This is a genomic window from Variovorax paradoxus (assembly GCF_030815855.1).
In the GTDB taxonomy this organism is placed as follows: Bacteria; Pseudomonadota; Gammaproteobacteria; order Burkholderiales; family Burkholderiaceae_C; genus Variovorax; species Variovorax paradoxus_M.
Window position 1 is genome coordinate 5,196,344 of the sequence record NZ_JAUSXG010000001.1, and the last position, 18,464, is coordinate 5,214,807.

Annotated in this window: 15 protein-coding genes; 5 read left to right on the forward strand and 10 right to left on the reverse strand. The window is 66.6% G+C overall.

Annotated elements, in window-relative coordinates; all coding sequences use genetic code 11:
- Nucleotides 1-16: 16 nt before the first annotated feature.
- From hutH to QFZ42_RS24695, 5 genes are all read right to left on the reverse strand, one after another.
- Entirely contained in the window at nt 17-1,570 is a 1,554-nt protein-coding gene (hutH, locus tag QFZ42_RS24675) for a histidine ammonia-lyase (RefSeq protein WP_307703496.1), read from the reverse strand.
- 59 nt (nt 1,571-1,629) lie between these two features.
- Nucleotides 1,630-2,367 carry a histidine utilization repressor gene (gene hutC / locus QFZ42_RS24680; protein WP_307703497.1) on the reverse strand — a complete coding sequence of 246 codons (738 nt, stop codon included), beginning with the start codon at nt 2,365-2,367 and terminating at the stop codon, nt 1,630-1,632.
- A 335-nt stretch (nt 2,368-2,702) separates the two neighbouring features.
- Nucleotides 2,703-3,488, reverse strand: coding sequence for an ABC transporter ATP-binding protein (locus QFZ42_RS24685; RefSeq protein ID WP_373423366.1), 786 nt, complete (start codon nt 3,486-3,488; stop codon nt 2,703-2,705).
- Between the two features lie 2 nt (nt 3,489-3,490).
- Complete coding sequence (locus QFZ42_RS24690; protein WP_307703499.1) at nt 3,491-4,372, reverse strand: ABC transporter permease; 882 nt, start codon at nt 4,370-4,372, stop codon at nt 3,491-3,493.
- Nucleotides 4,353-5,258, reverse strand: a complete 906-nt coding sequence (locus QFZ42_RS24695) for an ABC transporter substrate-binding protein (protein ID WP_307703500.1) — start codon at nt 5,256-5,258, stop codon at nt 4,353-4,355. Before QFZ42_RS24695 ends, QFZ42_RS24690 begins: the two co-directional genes overlap by 20 nt.
- Nucleotides 5,259-5,685: 427 nt before the next feature.
- Here QFZ42_RS24695 and recQ point away from each other — a divergent pair, with 427 nt between their 5' ends.
- Nucleotides 5,686-7,581 (forward strand): DNA helicase RecQ, encoded by a 1,896-nt coding sequence (recQ, locus tag QFZ42_RS24700; protein ID WP_307703501.1) that lies wholly within the window; start codon nt 5,686-5,688, stop codon nt 7,579-7,581.
- 23 nt (nt 7,582-7,604) lie between these two features.
- Here recQ and QFZ42_RS24705 read toward each other — a convergent pair whose 3' ends face one another.
- From QFZ42_RS24705 to QFZ42_RS24715, 3 genes are all read right to left on the reverse strand, one after another.
- Nucleotides 7,605-8,798: a nucleoside hydrolase gene (locus QFZ42_RS24705; protein ID WP_307703502.1), complete on the reverse strand. Its 1,194-nt coding sequence runs from the start codon at nt 8,796-8,798 to the stop codon at nt 7,605-7,607.
- A 144-nt stretch (nt 8,799-8,942) separates the two neighbouring features.
- Nucleotides 8,943-10,532: a S41 family peptidase gene (locus tag QFZ42_RS24710; RefSeq protein WP_307703503.1), complete on the reverse strand. Its 1,590-nt coding sequence runs from the start codon at nt 10,530-10,532 to the stop codon at nt 8,943-8,945.
- An 83-nt stretch (nt 10,533-10,615) separates the two neighbouring features.
- Nucleotides 10,616-12,940 carry an ATP-binding protein gene (locus tag QFZ42_RS24715; RefSeq protein WP_307703504.1) on the reverse strand — a complete coding sequence of 775 codons (2,325 nt, stop codon included), beginning with the start codon at nt 12,938-12,940 and terminating at the stop codon, nt 10,616-10,618.
- A 116-nt stretch (nt 12,941-13,056) separates the two neighbouring features.
- On the opposite strand from QFZ42_RS24715, the gene QFZ42_RS24720 reads away from it, so the two are divergent.
- The 3 genes from QFZ42_RS24720 to QFZ42_RS24730 all read left to right on the forward strand — a co-directional run bounded on the left by QFZ42_RS24720 (nt 13,057) and on the right by QFZ42_RS24730 (nt 16,537).
- Nucleotides 13,057-14,280 (forward strand): threonine ammonia-lyase, encoded by a 1,224-nt coding sequence (locus tag QFZ42_RS24720; protein ID WP_307703505.1) that lies wholly within the window; start codon nt 13,057-13,059, stop codon nt 14,278-14,280.
- Between the two features lie 90 nt (nt 14,281-14,370).
- Nucleotides 14,371-14,523, forward strand: a complete 153-nt coding sequence (locus QFZ42_RS24725) for a hypothetical protein (RefSeq protein ID WP_165442056.1) — start codon at nt 14,371-14,373, stop codon at nt 14,521-14,523.
- Between the two features lie 145 nt (nt 14,524-14,668).
- Nucleotides 14,669-16,537 carry a phosphoenolpyruvate carboxykinase (GTP) gene (locus QFZ42_RS24730; protein ID WP_307703506.1) on the forward strand — a complete coding sequence of 623 codons (1,869 nt, stop codon included), beginning with the start codon at nt 14,669-14,671 and terminating at the stop codon, nt 16,535-16,537.
- Nucleotides 16,538-16,635: 98 nt separating this feature from the next.
- Here QFZ42_RS24730 and QFZ42_RS24735 read toward each other — a convergent pair whose 3' ends face one another.
- Nucleotides 16,636-17,184, reverse strand: a complete 549-nt coding sequence (locus QFZ42_RS24735) for a hypothetical protein (RefSeq protein ID WP_307703507.1) — start codon at nt 17,182-17,184, stop codon at nt 16,636-16,638.
- 107 nt (nt 17,185-17,291) lie between these two features.
- Here QFZ42_RS24735 and QFZ42_RS24740 point away from each other — a divergent pair, with 107 nt between their 5' ends.
- Nucleotides 17,292-18,272: a LysR family transcriptional regulator gene (locus tag QFZ42_RS24740; protein WP_307703508.1), complete on the forward strand. Its 981-nt coding sequence runs from the start codon at nt 17,292-17,294 to the stop codon at nt 18,270-18,272.
- A gap of 15 nt (nt 18,273-18,287) precedes the next feature.
- Here the strand turns inward: QFZ42_RS24740 and QFZ42_RS24745 are convergent, their stop codons facing one another.
- Nucleotides 18,288-18,461, reverse strand: coding sequence for a hypothetical protein (locus QFZ42_RS24745; RefSeq protein WP_307703509.1), 174 nt, complete (start codon nt 18,459-18,461; stop codon nt 18,288-18,290).
- Nucleotides 18,462-18,464 lie beyond the last annotated feature (3 nt).

Genomic DNA, 18,464 nt, shown 5'->3' on the forward strand with positions numbered 1-18,464 from the left:
CTAATGGGGTGATGTCTTACGAGCGGCTCGGCAGGATGTTCAGCAGCGCGGCCGGCAGCTCGGCCGCGAGCGCCCACTGGCGCATGGCTTCGATGTCGGGCGCGAGGTAGCGGTCGCGTTCGAGGAAAGCGACCTTCTGGCGGATGGTGGCGAATTCGGCTTCGACCAGCGGGGAGCTCTTGAGCCCACGTTTCAATTCAATGCCTTGCGCGGCGGCCATCGCTTCGATGCCGACGACGACCGCCGTGTTGTTGACCATGTCGCCCAAGCGGCGCGCGGCGAAGGTGGCCATCGACACATGGTCTTCCTGGTTGGCCGAAGTGGGCAGGCTGTCGACGCTGGCGGGATGCGCGAGCGACTTGTTCTCCGACGCAAGGGCCGCGGCCGTGACCTGCGCGATCATGAAGCCCGAATTCAGCCCGCCGTCGCGCACGAGGAATGGCGGCAGGCCCGAAAGGCCGGTGTCGAGCAAGAGCGCGATGCGGCGCTCGGCAATCGCGCCGACTTCGCTCACGGCCAGCGCAATGATGTCGGCCGCGAAGGCGACCGGCTCGGCGTGGAAGTTGCCACCTGAAATCACTTCGCCGGTATCGGTGAACACCAGCGGGTTGTCCGATGCGGCATTGGCTTCGATGACCAGCACGCGCGCCGCATGCGCGAGGTTGTCGAGGCAGGCGCCCATCACCTGCGGAATGCAGCGCACCGAGTACGGGTCTTGCACGCGGCCGCAGTCGGCGTGCGACGGCACGATCTCGCTGCCTTCGAGCAGCGCGCGCACCGCGCCCGCCACCGCGATCTGTCCGGGCTGGCCGCGCGCGGCGTGGATGCGTGCGTCGAAAGGCTTGATCGAGCCTTGAATCGCTTCGAGCGACAACGCACCCGACATCAGCGCGGCGGCGAACACGTCTTCCGCGCCGAACAGGCCGGCCAGTGCCAGCGCCGTCGACACCTGGGTGCCGTTGAGCAGCGCCAGGCCTTCTTTCGGCCCGAGCACGAAAGGTTCGAGGCCGATACTGCGCATCGCCTCGGCGCCGCTGACGACCTTGCCATCGGCCAGCGTCGCCTGGCCTTCGCCGATCAGCACGCAGGCCATGTGCGCGAGCGGTGCGAGGTCGCCCGAAGCGCCGACCGATCCCTTGCACGGAATGCTCGGCGTGACGCCCGCATTGAACAGCGCCAGCAGCGCATCGACCAGCGCAGGCCGCACGCCCGAATGCCCGCGCGCCAGGCTCACGGCCTTGGTGGCGAGCACCATGCGCACGACAGGCGCGGCCAGCGGCTCGCCCGTGCCCACGCTGTGCGAGAGCACGAGGTTGCGCTGCAGGTCGGCCAAGTGGTCGTTGCCGATGCGCGTGCTCGCGAGCTTGCCGAAACCGGTGTTGATGCCGTAGACCACCTGGTCGTTCTCGACGATGTGGCGCACCGCCGCTTCGGCGCGCGCCATGCCCTCTTGCACGGAGGGGTCGAGCGCCAGCCGCACGCCGCCGGCCTGGAGGCGGCGCAGCATCGCGAGGTCCACCTTGCCGGGCGTGAGGGTCAGGGTCGTGGCGGTGTGTTTGCTTGTTGGCATATGAACCTGTCTATACAAGTGGTTGCAAGGAAAACCTTCGGTTTCCGTAGCGACAAAAATCAGCCGAAGGACGGGTTGCCGTCGGCTTTGAAACGGCTGCCCAGGCTGTAGCGCGAGGCGGGATGCAGGCAGCGCACCCAGGTGACCGGCGTGTTGCGCGTCCAGGTGCGGCGCGTGAGCAGCAGGCAGGGGTCGGTGGGCTCCATGGCCAGCCGGCCCGCCTGCTCCGCGGTGGGCAGCACGGCATCGACGACGTGTTCGATCTGGTCGAACGGCACGTTGCGCACCAGGTACTCGCTGGGCGGCACGGCGGCAAAGTCCTGCTCGAGGTAGTCGGGCACGACCAGCGGATTGACGTAGCGCTCTTCCAGCTGCACGGGCGTGTCGTTCTCCAGGTGCAGGCAGACGCTGTGGAACACCGAGGTGCCTGCGCGCATGTCGAGCCAGGCCGCCACGTCGGGCGAGGCGGACAGGCGTTCCACGGCAAGCATCTCGCAGCGATAGTCATGGCCGCGCTGGCGGATTTCGCTCGCGATGTTGGCAATCTGCAGCAGCGTGGACTGGGGCTTGTTCTCGGCCACGAAGCTGCCGACCCCGGCCGTGCGCACGATGCGGCCCTGCTCCATGAGCTCTCGCAGCGCGCGGTTCACGGTCATGCGCGAGATGCCGAACTGGGCGACCAGCTCGCTTTCGGACGGCAGGCGGTGGCCGGCCGGCCAGGTGCCGTCCTGGATCTTGCGGGAGATGTGGTCCTTGACTTGCGCATAGAGCGCGAGAGAGGGGAGGTCGCGCTTCATGTCAGCGTTCCAAGCACGCTGTTGTCGTGGCGCCGCCGTTCAGGGCTTGTGCAAAGGCCACCGGGTGCTCCCCTCCGCGAATGTCCCCCGGGCTTCGCCCTCCTCCTTGATTTCGCTGCGGGGAGCACCCGATGCCCTGTGCACCTGGGCACGCTGCTGGTGCGCGACTGATCAACAACCGCTCTTTCCAACGCTCTCGTCGATGGGGTGCCTTGCGCAGCGAAATCAAGGAGGAGCCCGAAGGGCGGGGGACATTCGCGGAGCAAGGTACCCCGTCGGCGGGAGCGCGCCCTGAATGCCCCCTACTGCGACCAATAAAAGAACAAGCTTTCACCCTAGTGCTCCGCAGCAGCCATCGACTCCGCGCGAATCTCTTCCGTCAACCGTGCCTTGATTTCCATGAACTCGGGCGAGGTCTTGATCGTGTAGCTGCGCGGATGCGGAAAGTCGACCACGATCTCGGTCTTGATGCGACCGGGGCGCGCGCTGAACACCGCCACGCGGTTGGCCATGAAGATCGCCTCGTCGATGTCATGCGTGACGAACAGCACCGTCTTCTGCGCCGACTCCCAGATGCCCAGCAGCAACTCCTGCATCAGCACGCGCGTCTGGTTGTCGAGCGCACCGAAGGGCTCGTCCAGCAGCAGCATCTTGGGGTCGTTGGCGAGCGCGCGCGCAATCGCGGTGCGCTGCTGCATGCCGCCCGAGAGCTGCTTCGGAAAATGGTGCTCGAAGCCGCGCAGGCCCACCTTGGCGATGAAGAACTCGCTGCGCTCCTTCTGATCGGCTTCGCTCATGCCGCGCTCGCGCAGGCCGAAGCGGATGTTCTGCGCCACGGTGAGCCATGGGAACAGCGTGTAGCTCTGGAACACCACGCCGCGGTCGGCGCCCGGGCCTTCGATACGCTCGCCATCGAGCAGCACCTGGCCGGTGGTCGGAAAGTCGAGCCCCGCGACGATCCGCAGCAGCGTCGACTTGCCGCAGCCCGAGGGACCAAGGATGGTGACGAAGTCGTTCTCCTTCACCTCGAAGTCGATCGGCAGCAGCGCCTGCGTGCTTTGACCCTTGGTGCCGGTGAAGATGCGCGACACGCCCTGAATGGAAAGTTGGTTGTTCGTCATCATCACAGTGCCGCCCATGCAAAGAGACGGCGATTCAGCGCCTTGAAAGCGAAGTCGGACACCAGCCCGATGACGCCGATCACGATGATCCCGAAAATGATCTGCCCGGTGTTCAGCAACGCCTGGCTGTCGGTGATCATGTGGCCGATGCCCGACGAAGAACCGATGAGCTCCGCGACGATCACGTAGGTCCAGGCCCAACCGAGCACGAGGCGCAGCGTTTCGGCAATGCCGGGCGCGGCACCCGGAATGAGCACGCGCGCCACGATGCCGCGGCTGTTCGCGCCCAGCGTATAGGCCGCCTCGACGAGGTCGCGCCGCGCGCCGCCCACGGTGACCGCCACCATCAGCACGATCTGGAAGAACGAGCCGATGAAGATCACCAGCAGCTTCTGCATTTCGCCGAGGCCCGCCCACAGGATCAGCAGCGGAATGAAGGCCGAGGCCGGCAGGTAGCGGCAGAACGAAACGAAGGGTTCGAAGAAGGCTTCCACGGCCTTCCAGGTTCCCATGGCAATGCCGAGCGGCACCGCCAGCACGGCGGCCAGCAGGAAGCCGCCGAACACGCGCCACACCGTCATGCCCACGTCGCCGATGAAGCCGAACTCGGTGAACAGCAGCCAGCCTTCCTTCAGCATGGTGACGGGGCTGGCAAGGAAGGTCGGCGGCACGAAGCCACCGAGCGTGGCAATGGACCACACGAGCACGAAGACCACGAAGAAGCCCAGCCCGAGCAGCACCCGGGCGCGCGCGCCGATGGGCTCGAGCGGCGCGAGCGAACGGCGCCGCGTGGGCACGGCAGCGGCCTGAGGGGAATGGGCCGATGCAGGCGCCGCCGCGCGCGGCGTCACCTGCGGCAGGGCCTTACTTGACGAAGCTTGCATCGAAGGTGGCTGCATAGTCTTCAGGCGCCTTGCGGATCACGCCGGCCTCCAGCAGGATGGCCGTGGCTTCCTTCATGAAGCTGGTGAGCTCGCCCGCGAAGAACTTCTGGTTGGCGGCCTTGTCCTGCCAGCGCAGGTAGGCCGACGACTTGGCGAACTGCTCGCCGGTCTGCTTGACGGCCGAGCCCATGAGCTCGTTGGCCTTGGCCGGGTCGGCCTTGATCAGGTCGAGCGCCTCGAAGTACGACTGCGTGAGCGCCTGCGCGGCCTTGGCGTTGGCCTTGAGCCAGGTGGGCGCGCAGCCGACGGTGTCCATCACCATCGGGTAGTCGAGCGTGGTGGCCAGGATCTTGCCGGCGGCGGGGTTGGCGCGCACGGTCGAAAGATAGGGCTCATAGGTCATGGCCGCATCGTTCTGGCCGGCCACGAAGGCCTGGGCGGCGGGCTGCGGCTCGAGCGACACCACCTTCACGTCCTTGAGCGTCATGCCGTTCTTGCTGAGCATCCAGGCCAGGCCGAAGTACGGCGCGGTGCCGGGCGCGCTCACGCCGATGGCCTTGCCCTTGAGGTCGGCGAAGCTCTTCACGTCGTTGCGCACCGCGAGGCCGTCAGCGCCGTAGGACTTGTCCATCTGGAAGATCTGCACGATGGGCACGCCGTTGGCGTTCCAGGCCACGTGCGTTTCCACCGTGGTGGCCGCGCACTGGATGGCGCCCGAGGCCAGGGCCAGGTGGCGGTCCTTCTGCGGGATCATCTTCAGTTCGACGTCCAGGCCGTTCTTCTTGAAGATGCCGGCCTTGTCGGCCAGCGAGAGAGGCGCGAAGCCGGTCCAGCCGGACATGCCGAGCGCAATCTTGGTGTCCTGCGCGGCGGCTGTTCCGGCCATGCCCGCTGCACATGCGCCTGCTGCCAGCAGGGAAGCGACTTTTAAGAAAACGCCGGGCCGCCCCAAGTTTTCGGGGCCCCCTCGGGGGGCCTGACGCGCAGCGGCAGGTTCGGGGGCACTGATATCTACGGTCTTGACCATGGGTACTCCTGGTTCTGTTCTCTGGGAAAAAGGTCGGCGGTGCACCCGGAGCCGGGCTGCGCGCGCTTCGCATTGTTGCCGAGCGCCCCACCTTGTATATACAGGATAACCCGAGAGAGCCATTTCGGTGCATTCCTTCAGGAAAACGCACCAGATTGCTGTCTATACAGGGAGGGTGGCGGGACAGGTTTTGCGATTGCAAACCTCGTGCCACAGTCATGTCGATGCCGCTGGGGGACAATCGGCGCTCCCCCTTTTTTGCCCCCGCCCTTCCCATCCGCTGCCTGTGTCCTCGCTCGCTCCCCTTCCCCTCGACGCCCCCGGCAGCAGCAGCGCACCCGCCGACATCCTTCACGAAGTCTTCGGCTACTCGCAGTTCCGCGGGCCGCAGCAAGACATCGTCGATCACGTGGTCGGCGGCGGCGATGCGCTGGTGCTGATGCCTACCGGCGGCGGCAAGTCGCTGTGCTACCAGATCCCGGCCATTGCGCGGCAACGCGCGGGGCACGGCGTGTCGGTGGTGGTGTCGCCGCTGATTGCGCTGATGCACGACCAGGTCGGCGCGCTGCATGAGGCCGGGGTGAACGCGGCCTTCTTGAATTCGACGCTCGACTGGGAACAGACGCAGGACGTGGAGCGCCGCATGCTGCGCGGCGAGATCACGCTGTTGTACGCGGCGCCCGAGCGCGTGAACACGCCGCGCTTTCTCTCGCAGCTCGATTCGCTGAAGGAGCGCGGCAAGCTCTCGCTGTTCGCGATCGACGAAGCACATTGCGTGAGCCAGTGGGGCCACGACTTCCGGCCCGAATACCGCGCGCTCACGGTGCTGCACGAACGTTACCCGGGCGTGCCGCGCATCGCGCTCACGGCCACGGCCGATGCGCTCACGCGCGCCGACATCGTCGAGCGGCTGCAACTCGAGGAAGCACGGCAGTTCGTCTCCAGCTTCGACCGGCCGAACATCCGCTACACCATCGTCGAGAAGAAGGACGCGACCACGCAGCTGCTGCGTTTTATCGAGCGCGAGCACGAGGGCGATGCGGGCGTGGTCTATTGCCAGTCCCGCAAGCGCGTGGAAGACGTGGCCGTGACGCTGCAGGGCGCGGGCATCAACGCCTTGCCCTATCACGCAGGCCTCGACGCCGCGGTGCGCCAGAAGCACCAGGACCGGTTCCTGCGCGAAGAAGGCATCGTGATGGTCGCGACCATCGCCTTCGGCATGGGCATCGACAAGCCCGACGTGCGCTTCGTCGGCCACCTCGACATGCCCAAGAACATCGAGGGCTACTACCAGGAGACCGGCCGTGCGGGCCGCGACGGCGCACCCGCCGACGCCTGGATGACCTACGGCCTGAACGACGTGGTGAACCAGCGCCGCATGATCGACGAGAGCCCGGCCGGCGAAGAATTCAAGCAGGTGATGCGCGGCAAGCTCGATGCACTGCTCTCGCTGGCCGAGGCAAGCGATTGCCGGCGCGTGCGGCTGCTCGGCTACTTCGATGAGAAGAGCACACCCTGCGGTAACTGCGACAACTGTTTGAACCCGCCGCAGGTGTGGGATGGGACCGATGCCGCGCGCAAGCTGCTCTCCACCATCTACCGTGTCCAGCAGCTCAGCGGCATCAGCTTTGGCGCGGGCCACATCATGGACATCCTGCGCGGCAAGGAAACCGAGAAGGTCAAGCAGTTCGGGCACGAGCGCATCAGCACCTTCGGGCTCGGCGCGGAGTTCAGCGAAGTGCAGCTGCGCGGCGTGCTGCGGCAGCTCATCGCGACGGGCGCGCTGGCTGTCGATGCCGAGGCCTTCAACACGCTGAAACTCACCGAAGGATCGCGCCCGGTGCTCAAGGGCGAAGCGAACGTGACGCTGCGCGAGTCGATCTCGTCGCCGGCGGAGCGCAAGCCCCGCCGCGAGAAGGTGGCCAAGGGCGCACCGTCACCGGCTGCGGCCAAGCTCGACGACACCGGCAAGAAGCGCTTCGAGGCACTCAAGGCCTGGCGCGCCGAGGTGGCGCGCGAGCACAACCTGCCGGCCTACGTGATCTTTCACGACGCCACATTGGCGGCCATTGCCGAACGCGCGCCCGCCACGCTCGAAGACCTGCAGGGCATCAGCGGCATCGGCACCAAGAAGCTCGAGGCCTACGGCGCCGAGGTGCTGCGGGTCGCCTCGGCTTTCTAGGCCCGTCGTCGACCGCGTATCGGTCAGCTCGCGGGCGGCAGCGTGATCGGCACCGGCCGCGTGAGCAGATCGACATAGAGCTCGAAGAAGCGCGCGTTGTCGAACTTCTTCACCACCGTCATCTTCTGCAGCGTGGGCCCTGCGGGCTGCGCGCCGTAGCCGACGGAGCGCCCGTTGTCGGCGGCGCCGGGCTTGGCGACCACGTCGACATAGCGCTCCACCGTTTGCGTGGCGTAGCTCGGGTCGATGAGATAGGCGAGCGTCAACGTGTCCCAGATGTTCTGCGTGTAGGCCGGGTTGTTCTCGAAGCCGTTGGTGCCGCTGAAGCCGTAGCCGTTGAGCTTGCGGAACACCTCGGTCACCGCAGTCGGCTTGGCCGGATGCGCGATGCGGTCGTAGATGGGCTTGGTCAGGAACACGGTGTCGGTCACGTCGAGCGGCACCACCACCTGCGGGATCGGCAGGCGCACCACGAACTGTGCGGCCTCGGGGTCGAACCACCAGTTGAATTCGGCAAACTTGGTGGTGTTGCCCGCCACGTCGATGGCGCCGCCCATGTAGATGATCTTCTTGATGAGCGGCACGATTTCGGGGTTCTGCTTCACCGCGAGTGCAATGTTGGTGAGCGGGCCGATGGCCAGGATGGTGATCTCGTTCGGGTTGGCCTTCACGGTGTCCACGATGAAGTCGACAGCGGTCTTGCGCTGCAACACGGTGTGGGTGGCAAAACCGTCCGGCGAGGGCTTCAGGTCGGCATCGGTCTTGGGCTCGGGCGAGCTCCAGGCGCCCAGGTAGCCGTCGCCGCCGGAGCCGGCAGCCATCTCGGCTTCGATGGTGGCGTAGTCGTGGTTGAACGCGTAGTTCGCACCCGCATAAATGCCGATGCGGTTGCCGACGCCGAGCCGCTCGACCGACATCAACGCATCCGCCACGCCCTGCTTGAGCCACTGGTTGCCCGAGACCACGCTGATGCCCATGACCTGGACCTTGCCCGAGGCCTGCAGCTGCGCGGCCATGACGCCGAGCTGGCCGTCGTCGCTCATGGTGTTGTAGTCGCTGTCGATGATGATCTTTTGCGCGGGAGGCGGGGCTGCGCCATAGCCCGGGGCGAGTCCGATGCCGCCGTTGCCGCCATCGCCACCGCCGCCGCAGGCCGACAGCACCGTGGCGAGCAAGGCCGCGGCCATCCATTGGCGGCGCTGAATCTGAATCTTCATTCCGGGCTCCTTCTCTGTGGCTCTCGCCGTGTAGAACTAAATGCCAAACGATTGCGCAAACGTTTGCTTGAACTCTAATAGGCGAGCCATGGGCGTGGCGAAGGGCAAGGTTTCAAGGGGTAACCGCGACGCCGCCGAAGCGACTCAGCTCGGCGAGGGCGCGGCTTCGAGCAAGCGGATTTCGCGCAGCGGCGTGCGGTTGAGCAGGTAGGGCTGCTCCTCGGACGTGCCGGATTTCTCGAGCCCCGGCGCAGTCTTGGCCGAAGCTGATGCGGGGCAAGCGCCGCCGGTGCGAATCGCCAGCGCGGCCGCGAGCCGAGCCTCGGCCGGATCGCCGAGTGCATGGTCGAAATCGTCGGCCACGGCGCAGTCAGCCGGGAAGCCGTCGCCATAGTCGCCGAAGTTCTTGGCATTGACACCCTGGAACTGGATGGCGAAGTAGCTGGTGCCGCAGTTGTCCTGCGGCGAGAAGCCATAGGGCTTGCCGCAGGTGGCGCCGCCCACGAGATTGACCTTCACGTCGACGCCGCGCAGGCTGTTGATGACCGATTCGCTCGCCGAGCAGGTGTCGGGGCCGACCAGCACCGTGACCTGTGAAAGGCCGAGCCTCGGGAGCGCCGTGCCCGTGCGGCTGGTGCCGTAGAACGGAATGATCGTTTGCGCCGGCGTCAGGTGGAACGGGTTCTTGTCGTTGAACACGAGGCGCTCGAAAGTCTTGCCATCGGTCGCGGCCGGCGCGGACGCCATGTACGCGAGCCGGCTGGCAATGTTTAGCTGGCCGCCGCCGTTGTAGCGCATGTCGAGCACCAGGTCCTGGATGCCGCTGCCGGCCTTCAGCTGGTTGACCGCATCGATGAGCTGCGCTTCAGAGGTCGTGATGTGGTCGTTGAAGAGCAGGTAGCCCACGCGGCCGCTCGCGGTGTCGATGGTCTTCACGTTCTGCACCGGCGTGCGCGTGACGCTTGCCGCGGCCAGCGTCACGGTACGGGTCGCGGTGCCTTCCTGCAGCTTGAAGGTATGCGATTCGCCGATGGCCGCGGGCGAGATGCCGCGGTTGATGACCGTGGTGTTGGTACCGTTGATCACGTCGACGCCATCGACTTCGAGCACCTTCGCACCGCGCGCGATGCCGGCCGAGGCCGCGGGCGACCCCGGCTCGGTGAATGCGATGCGCAGGTCGCGCGGACGCGAGTTGCGCACGAACGCGAACTCCATGCCGTAGCCAGGCGACACGCCGTTCTGCGAGAGCTGCCGATAGCGCTCGGTGTCGTACACGTAGTGAAAGCGGTCCTTCGCGCGGCCCGATGCCGTGACGGCCGGGCTCTTGAGCACGCTGAAGTAAGCGACGGGCGTGGCGTAGTCGGCGGCCTTCAGCGTGGCGGGCACCTCGCCGTACCAGAGATAGGTTTCGTCGATCCAGCCGCGCACCCAGCGCTTCTCGTCGGTCAGCATGCCGGCCTTGTCGGGGTAGGCCGCGCCGGTTTCGGGATTCGTGCCGCCACGCGGCGCGGCGCACAGGCCGGCCACGGTGGACGAGGCGACGATGGCATCGTTGTCGGCGGCAGGAGGCGTGGTGGTGGGCGGCAGGAAGATCGGCAGCCCGCCGCCACCGCCACCACCTCCGCCGCCGCCACAACCAGCCAGGACGAAGGCTGCCCAAGCGAGCGCGGATGCGGCCGCGGTGCGTGCAGTGGAACGCGGCATCTCCCGCGCGTGCGCGTCGAACGCTTTCATATCGAACTCCTCCTCGTGTCCGTTGCGACGGACGGTGTTTTTCTGTCTGCCGTGTTCGGCGGCGGTGACTGGCTGTTGTCTACCTACTGCACAAAACCGATGCCGCGCGATTCGCGCACCTCGGGCTTGATGCGGTGCTCGGCCTCGAGCTGGTCCAGGAATTCGGCGGCCGAAAACTCGACCGCGAGAATGTCCGTCTGCCGCTTCACGGCCGCGAAATCGCCCGGGCACAGTTGCGTCAACTTCGCCAGGCGTGCCTTGATCTCGCCGGTCAGCAGCGCGGCATCGCCGGCCAGCGCCTCGGTCACGAACATGCGCTCGCGCTGGAGTGCGGTGAGCGGCATGAACTTGATCTTGAAGGTGAAGCGCCTGAGCGCCGCCTGGTCGAGCCGGTCGAGCAGGTTGGTGGTGCAGATGAAGACGCCGTTGAAGCGTTCCATGCCCTGCAGCATCTCGTTGACCTCGGTCACCTCGTAGGTGCGCTGGGCGCCGCGCCGGTCTTGCAGGAAGCTGTCGGCCTCGTCGAGCAGCAGCACGGCCTTTTCGGCTTCCGCTTCCTTGAACATGGCGGCCATGTTCTGCTCGGTCTCGCCGACGTATTTGCTCATGAGGTCACTGGCCTGCTTGATGATGAGCGGCCGGCCGATGGCCTTGGCGATGTGCTCGGCCAGCGCGGTCTTGCCGGTGCCGGGCGCGCCGTAGAAACACAGCGTGCCGTGGCCGCGCGCCTTCAGCGCCGCGACGATGCGCGGGACTTCGAAGCGGGTCTCGACGTTGAGCATGTCGAGGTCGTAGGTGGTGACGCTGCGCCGCTCGCCCAGGCCGGTGTCGAGCGTGCCCAGCGCGAGGTCGGCGTTCTTGAGCTGCCGCTCGATCAGCGTCTCCATCGATGCGCCGTCGGTTTGCGCGAGCCCCGCAAAGCGCACGGCGGTGCGGATCTGCGCGGGCGTGAGGCCTTTGCGCTCGGCCAGCTTGGCGGTGAAGGCCTCGGACACGACGATGCCTTCGAGCGTTTTCTTGACCAGCTGCTCGCGCGCGCCGGGCGGCGGCGACTTGAGTTCGAGGTGGTACGCAAAGCGGCGCCGGAATGCGGGGTCGATCTGCTCGATGCGGTTGGTGACCCACAGCGTGGGCACGGGGTTGGCTTCGAGAATCTGGTTGACCCAGGCCTTGCCGCTCACGCTGCCGCTGGTGGGCGCCGGAATCTGCTCGGCGCGCGCCATGAACTGCGCGGCCTCGGTGCTGATGGGCGGAAACACGTCCTCCACCTCGTCGAACAGCAGCGCGGCCTGCGCGCTGCCCTTGAGGAACACCTGCGCGATCTGCAGCGAGCGGTAGCGGTCGCGGCCGCTCAGCGAGTTGCCGTCGCGGTCGGCGTATTCGACCTCGAACAGCTCGAGGCCTGCGGCCTGCGCCACCACCTTGGCGAGTTCGGTCTTGCCGGTGCCGGGGGGTCCGTAGAGCAGCACATTGACGCCGGGCTCCTTGCGCGCCACTGCGGCGCGCAACAGCGTGACGAGCATTTGCGCATCTTCCTCGACGAAGGAAAAGTCGTGCGCCGTGAGCGTGCTCTTGGCGGAGGGCCGCGTGAACACGGCCATGAGCTCGTTGTGGTCGCGGTACTCGCGCATCAGCACCGGCGGCAGCTTTTCGCTGACCTTCATCAGGTCGGCCAAGTCGGTGATGTTGTGCTCGGAGATCAGGTTCTCGACCAGCCCGATGCGCTCGAGCCGCGAGCCCGCGCGCAGCGCCTCGCCCACCTCGCTCGCATTGACGCCTGCGATGTCCGCAATGGCCGCATAAGCCTCGGGCGCGTTGTTGACCTTGAACTCGACCAAGAGCGAGCGCAGGTCACGCTGGTAGCGCGCCAGCGTGCCGTAGAGCAGCAGCGCGCGCTCGGCCTTGTTGAGTTGCAACAGGCCCGCCAGCGCATCGATGTTCTTCTCGACCAGCGTCGACTGCTTGCGCAGCGCATGGGTGAGCCAGTCGCGCGTCACGGCCAGTACCGAGAGCAGATCCTTCGGGTAGTCCTTGGCGTACTCGTCCAGATAGAAGAAGAGCGTGCCTTCTTCATACGGGCCGCGCCATACGCCGTGCCGCTCGAGCAGCGTGCGGCCGTCGAAGTTCTCGACGCCCTTCCAGGCCTCGTTGCCCGCGCAGCGCCGGCCGAGGAATTCGCGCAGCCGCTGAAGCACCGCGACGGGCCACACCAGATGGCGGCCGGTGAGCGACAAGAGGCCGTTGATGTCGCGCCGCACGTTGAAGCGCGGCCCCTGCTTGGCGGCGAGCGTGAGCACGAAGTGCGAGCACATCAGCTCGAGCACCGGCGCACCCTTGAGCCCAGGCGACGGCAATGCCTGCCCGCGTACCGCAGCAGCCACGACATCGACACCTGCACGCTTGACCATCAGACAACCTCCGGACGAGGAACTTCCTGGGGCGACCTTAACGCAGACTTTTCCCTTCGGGAAGACGCAGGAACGGTAAAAACCCTGATGGTGCGATTCCAGCCACAATGCCCGCCATGGTCGGAATCGAAGAAATCCGGCGCGCCGCGGCGCGCCTGCAGGGTCAGGTGCTCAATACGCCCTGCGTCGAGTCGCGCACGCTCTCCGAGATCGTGGGCGCCCAGGTGTTCCTGAAATTCGAGAATCTGCAGTTCACCTCTTCGTTCAAGGAACGCGGGGCGTGCAACAAGCTGGTCGATCTTTCGGAAAACGGGGCTCGCGGCGACGGCCAGGAAACGACGCGCGGCGTGGTGGCCATGTCGGCCGGCAACCATGCCCAGGGCGTGGCCTACCACGCGCAGCGGCTCGGCTTGCGCGCGCTCATCGTGATGCCGCGCTTCACGCCGGGCGTGAAGATCGAGCGCACGCGCGGCTTCGGCGCCGAAGTGGTGCTGCACGGCGACACGCTCGACGCGGCGCGCGCACATGCGCTGGAGCTGGCCGAACGCGAAGGGCTGACCTTCGTTCATCCGTACGACGACGAGGCCATCATCGCGGGCCAGGGCACCGTGGCGCTCGAAATGCTCGACGTGGTGCCCGACCTCGACATGCTGGTGGTGTCGGTGGGCGGCGGCGGGTTGATTGCGGGCATGGCCGTTGCGGCGCGCGACCGCAAGCCTGGCATCGAGATCGTCGGCGTTCAGACCACGCGCTTTCCGGGCATGGTGAATGCCGTCAAGGGCACGCAGCACCTGCAGGGCAAGAGCACCATCGCCGAGGGCATCGCGGTCGGCACGCCGGGCGTGCTCACGCGGGAGATCATCGCCAAACACGTCGACGACCTGCTGCTGGTCGACGAGGGCGACATCGAGCAGGGCGTGCTGATGCTGCTCGAAATCGAAAAAACGCTGGTCGAGGGCGCCGGCGCGGCCGGGCTCGCGGCGCTGATCCGGCATCCGGAGCGCTTCAAGGGCAAGCGCGTGGGGCTGGTGCTTTCGGGCGGAAACATCGATCCGCTGCTGCTCGCGGCGATCATCGAGCGCGGCATGGTGCGCGCCGGCCGGCTGGCCCGCGTGCGGGTCAGCGCACGCGATGTGCCGGGCTCATTGGCCCAGATCACGGCCACTGTAGCGGAAGCGGGCGCTAACGTCGATGAGGTTCACCATCAACGTGCCTTTACCATGCTGGCAGCGCAGAATGTCGATATCGAGCTGGTGCTGCAGACCCGCGGACGGGCTCACCTGGCCAGCGTGCTGGGCGCGCTGCACGACGCGGGCTTCGAGGCCGAAGAGCAGCACTGAGGGGGCCCTGGCAAGCCCCTAGACCGCCGGGCCGGGGCCCATCGGTAAAATGCCCGCAGTTTTTGTATTTGTGTCTTCGAGGTACTTTCCATGTCCAACCCTACGCCCGTCGAGCCGCACCACGCGGCCGCCGTTGAAAAAGACGCCGTCGAATCGGTCGTGCACCTGATGCCGCTCGTGCTGCCGCTGGCCGGCGGCGTGCTGATGCTGCTGCTCGCATCCATCGCCGTCTACTTGGCCTGACAGCCATTTGCGTCTTCGTCCGCGGGCTTTGCGGCCCGCGTTGACGCAGTCTCCCAACGCGAAACGTTTTCTCAAACGGACCTCCGTGCCTCGATGGCGTGGCGTCCCGTTCGGAAAGACGATTTTTCAACTTAGGAGATTTCCGATGAACGCACCCACGATGCAGGGCCTCGCCATTCAGGCACCCTCATACGTCAAGAACGCAAAACTGATTGCCTGGGTGGCCGACATGGCCGCGCTTTGCAAACCCGAGGCCATTCACTGGTGCGACGGCAGCAAGGAAGAGTACGACCGCCTGTGCCAGCAACTGGTCGACGCGGGCACCTTCAAGAAGCTCAACCCGGCCAAGCGGCCCAATTCGTTCCTCGCGGCGTCCGACCCGAGCGACGTCGCGCGCGTCGAAGACCGCACCTTCATCTGCTCCGAACAGAAGGAAAACGCCGGCCCGACCAATAACTGGATGGCCCCGGCCGAAATGCGCGCCACGCTGCAGCCCCTGTTCGACGGCTGCATGAAGGGCCGCACGATGTACGTGGTGCCGTTCAGCATGGGCCCGCTCGGCTCGCCCATCGCCCACATCGGCATCGAACTTTCCGACAGCCCTTACGTGGCGGTCAACATGAAGATCATGACCCGCATGGGCCGTGCCGTGTACGAGGTGCTCGGCACCGAAGGCGAGTTCGTGCCCTGCGTGCACACCGTGGGTGCCCCGCTCGAGGCCGGCCAGAAGGACGTGGCCTGGCCCTGCAACAAGACGAAGTACATCGTTCACTACCCCGAGACGCGCGAGATCTGGAGCTACGGCTCGGGCTACGGCGGCAATGCGCTCCTGGGCAAGAAGTGCTTCGCGCTGCGCATCGCCTCCACCATGGGCCGCGACGAGGGCTGGCTCGCCGAGCACATGCTGATCCTGGGCGTGACCTCGCCCCAGGGCAAGAAGTACCACGTGGCCGCCGCGTTCCCCTCGGCCTGCGGCAAGACCAACTTCTCGATGCTGGTGCCGCCGGCCGGCTTCGACGGCTGGGAAGTGACGACCATCGGCGACGACATCGCCTGGATCAAGCCCGGCAAGGATGGCCGCATGTACGCCATCAACCCCGAGGCCGGCTACTTCGGCGTGGCCCCCGGCACCAACCTCAAGACCAACCCCAACTGCCTCAAGAGCCTGGACCGGGACGTGATCTTCACCAACGTGGCGCTCACCGATGACGGCGACGTCTGGTGGGAAGGCCTCGAGGACGACGCGCCCGGCAAGAAACTGCCCGAGCACCTGATCGACTGGCAGGGCAAGGACTGGACGCCGCAGATCGCCAAGGAAACCGGCGCCAAGGCCGCGCACCCCAACTCGCGCTTCACCGTGGCCGCCACCAACAACCCGGCGCTCGACCCGGCCTGGGACGACCCGGCCGGCGTGCCGATCGACGCCTTCATCTTCGGCGGCCGCCGCTCGACCACGGTGCCGCTGGTGACCGAAGGCCGCAACTGGACCGAAGGCGTTTACATGGCCGCCACCATGGGCTCGGAAACCACCGCCGCCATCGTCGGCCAGGTGGGCGTGGTGCGCCGCGATCCGTTCGCCATGCTGGCCTTCATGGGCTACAACATGAGCGACTACTTCCAGCACTGGCTCGACTTGGGCAAGAAGCTGGAAGCATCGGGCGCCAAGCAGCCGAAGATCTACACGACCAACTGGTTCCGCAAGGGTCCGGACGGCAAGTTCGTCTGGCCCGGCTACGGCGAGAACATGCGCGTGCTCAAGTGGATCATCGACCGCATCGAAGGCAAGGCCGAGGGCGTGGACCATGTCTTCGGCGTGAGCCCGCGCTACGAAGACCTCAACTGGACCGGCCTGGATTTCAGCGCCGAGCAGTTCGCCACCGTCACCAGCATCGACAAGGCCGCGTGGCAGGCCGAGCTGAAGCTGCATGCCGAGCTGTTCCAGCAGCTGGCGCACCACCTGCCGAAGGAACTGCCGGCAACCAAGGCCGCCATCGAGCAGCGCCTGGCGGCCTGATTCCCGCCCGTTGTGCGGCGGCCCGGCCGCACAAACGAAAGAGCCGCCCAAGGGCGGCTCTTTTTTTGACTCTCGGGCTGGCCGGACCAGCCAGTCGATCAGTAGTAGCGCGAGCTGTTCATGCGGCGCATGGCTTCGTAAAGCGTCGGCATGCGCGCGGCGTTGGACCGTTCGGCCGCGCGGGCCAGTGCATCCACCTTGGCAACGGCAGCGACCGAAGCCTTGCCTTCGGACTGCTGGCGCCAGACGGCGGCCTGCAGTTCCTGCATCACGCGCGGGTCGCTGTGTGCGGTGGCGAGAAAGCGGGCGTCGGCGCGATCGGCGGCGCGGCGCTGGGCGGCCGCGTTCCAGAGGCCTGCAACCTTGGCGGCCGCATTGCGCAGCGAACCGGCAAACAGCGCCAAGCCGGCGAAAACGGCGCCGCAGAGCACGGCCCAGGCGGCGAGCAGCGCGCCTTCGTCCCAGGTGGAAACGAGCTTGTCGCCCACCACCAGCACCGCCGCAACCACGGCGACGATGAGCAGGGCGATCAGCGGACGCGAACCGCTGGCGCCGGCACGTGCGGCCTTGATCTGGCCGAACAGGACCTCGGCGCGCTGGACGCCGGGGTGGACAGTAGGTTGGTCAACGTGGACAAAGCTGGTCATGATGAATCCCTCCGTGGGATGAATGGCTGGTGCCGATGGGGAGATATTAGGGTTTGCCCTAGTGTTTCGCCACTTTATCTTTCTGATGTTTATCATTCACAACACTGATGGACGTCAATTTCCGCACACTCGACCTCAACCTGCTTCGTGTCTTCGACGAGGTCATGGCGGAGCGCAACCTGACGCGGGCCGCGCGCAACCTGTCGATCACCCAGCCGGCCGTGAGCAATGCGCTGCGCCGCCTGCGCGATGTACTCGGCGACGAGCTGGTGAGCCGGGCCGGCGCCGGGGTCGAGCCGACCCCGCGCGCGCTGGCGCTCTGGCCCACGGTGCGGGACGCGCTGCGGCAACTGCAGCACACGCTGGCGCCGGGCGAGTTCGACGCGGCGGTCGCCGACACCACTTTCCTGCTGGCCATGGCCGACGCGACCGCTGCCGAGCTCATTCCCGGGCTGGTGCGAATCGTCGAGAAGGAAGCGCCCGCTATCTCGCTGCGCGTTCTGCCGCTGACCACCCGCGACCCCCGGCGGATGCTCGAGCAGGAAGAAGTCGACATGGCCATCGGCTACTTTCCGGCCGTGATCGCCAGCTTGGCGGCGCGTGGGCAGTCGGGCGTGGGGGTGGCGTTCGAGACACAGCGGCTCTACCTGGGCCAGTATGTCTGCGTGATGCGGCGCGGCCATCCGCTCGCGGACGCGCCGCTCACGCTAGACGACTACTGCGCCGCCCGGCACCTGCTCGTGAGTTTTTCGGGGCGGCCGTACGGTTTTATCGACCAGACGCTGGGCGCCCTGGGGCGCGAGCGGCGCATCGTGGTGACCGTGAACCAGTTTTTCACGGCCGGGCGCGTCGTTGCGAACTCCGACCTGCTCACGGTGCTGCCGCGGCATTTTGTGACCGTGACCGGCATCGACGACCAGCTGGTGCTGCGCGACCTGCCCTTCGACCAGCCGATGGTGCACGTCGACGCCATCTGGCACCGGCGCGCACAGCACCTGCATTCGCACGAATGGCTGCGCACCGCGCTGCTGCGCTCCGCCGCGGCGGCTTTCGCGGATTCGGTCCTCGGGCAGAAGGTGCCCGGATGACCGGCCGGGGTTTTCTTAGCGAATGACCGAGAGCCAGGCGCTGGCTGCAACGCGCAGTTCCTGCGCTTGGTAGGCGTCGAGGCCGGCACGGGCATCGGCGCTTTCCATCAGCGCGGCGGCATGACTGACCGAGGCGTTGGCATTCGAAGAACGGAAGAAACGGGCCACTTGGGCGATAAGGCTGAACATGAC

Bases quoted from the DNA above. Each gene is read 5' to 3' on its own strand.
- QFZ42_RS24725 (WP_165442056.1), top strand. From the start codon at position 14,371: ATGTCCAACCCTACGCCCGTCGAGCCGCACCACGCGGCCGCCGTTGAA.
- QFZ42_RS24705 (WP_307703502.1), bottom strand. From the start codon at position 8,798: ATGAAGATTCAGATTCAGCGCCGCCAATGGATGGCCGCGGCCTTGCTC.
- QFZ42_RS24695 (WP_307703500.1), bottom strand. From the start codon at position 5,258: ATGGCCGGAACAGCCGCCGCGCAGGACACCAAGATTGCGCTCGGCATG.
- QFZ42_RS24710 (WP_307703503.1), bottom strand. From the start codon at position 10,532: ATGAAAGCGTTCGACGCGCACGCGCGGGAGATGCCGCGTTCCACTGCA.
- hutC (WP_307703497.1), bottom strand. From the start codon at position 2,367: ATGAAGCGCGACCTCCCCTCTCTCGCGCTCTATGCGCAAGTCAAGGAC.
- QFZ42_RS24730 (WP_307703506.1), top strand. From the start codon at position 14,669: ATGAACGCACCCACGATGCAGGGCCTCGCCATTCAGGCACCCTCATAC.
- hutH (WP_307703496.1), bottom strand. From the start codon at position 1,570: ATGCCAACAAGCAAACACACCGCCACGACCCTGACCCTCACGCCCGGC.
- QFZ42_RS24745 (WP_307703509.1), bottom strand. From the start codon at position 18,461: ATGTTCAGCCTTATCGCCCAAGTGGCCCGTTTCTTCCGTTCTTCGAAT.
- QFZ42_RS24685 (WP_373423366.1), bottom strand. From the start codon at position 3,488: ATGACGAACAACCAACTTTCCATTCAGGGCGTGTCGCGCATCTTCACC.
- QFZ42_RS24735 (WP_307703507.1), bottom strand. From the start codon at position 17,184: ATGACCAGCTTTGTCCACGTTGACCAACCTACTGTCCACCCCGGCGTC.
- QFZ42_RS24690 (WP_307703499.1), bottom strand. From the start codon at position 4,372: ATGCAAGCTTCGTCAAGTAAGGCCCTGCCGCAGGTGACGCCGCGCGCG.
- QFZ42_RS24740 (WP_307703508.1), top strand. From the start codon at position 17,292: ATGGACGTCAATTTCCGCACACTCGACCTCAACCTGCTTCGTGTCTTC.
- QFZ42_RS24715 (WP_307703504.1), bottom strand. From the start codon at position 12,940: ATGGTCAAGCGTGCAGGTGTCGATGTCGTGGCTGCTGCGGTACGCGGG.
- QFZ42_RS24720 (WP_307703505.1), top strand. From the start codon at position 13,057: ATGGTCGGAATCGAAGAAATCCGGCGCGCCGCGGCGCGCCTGCAGGGT.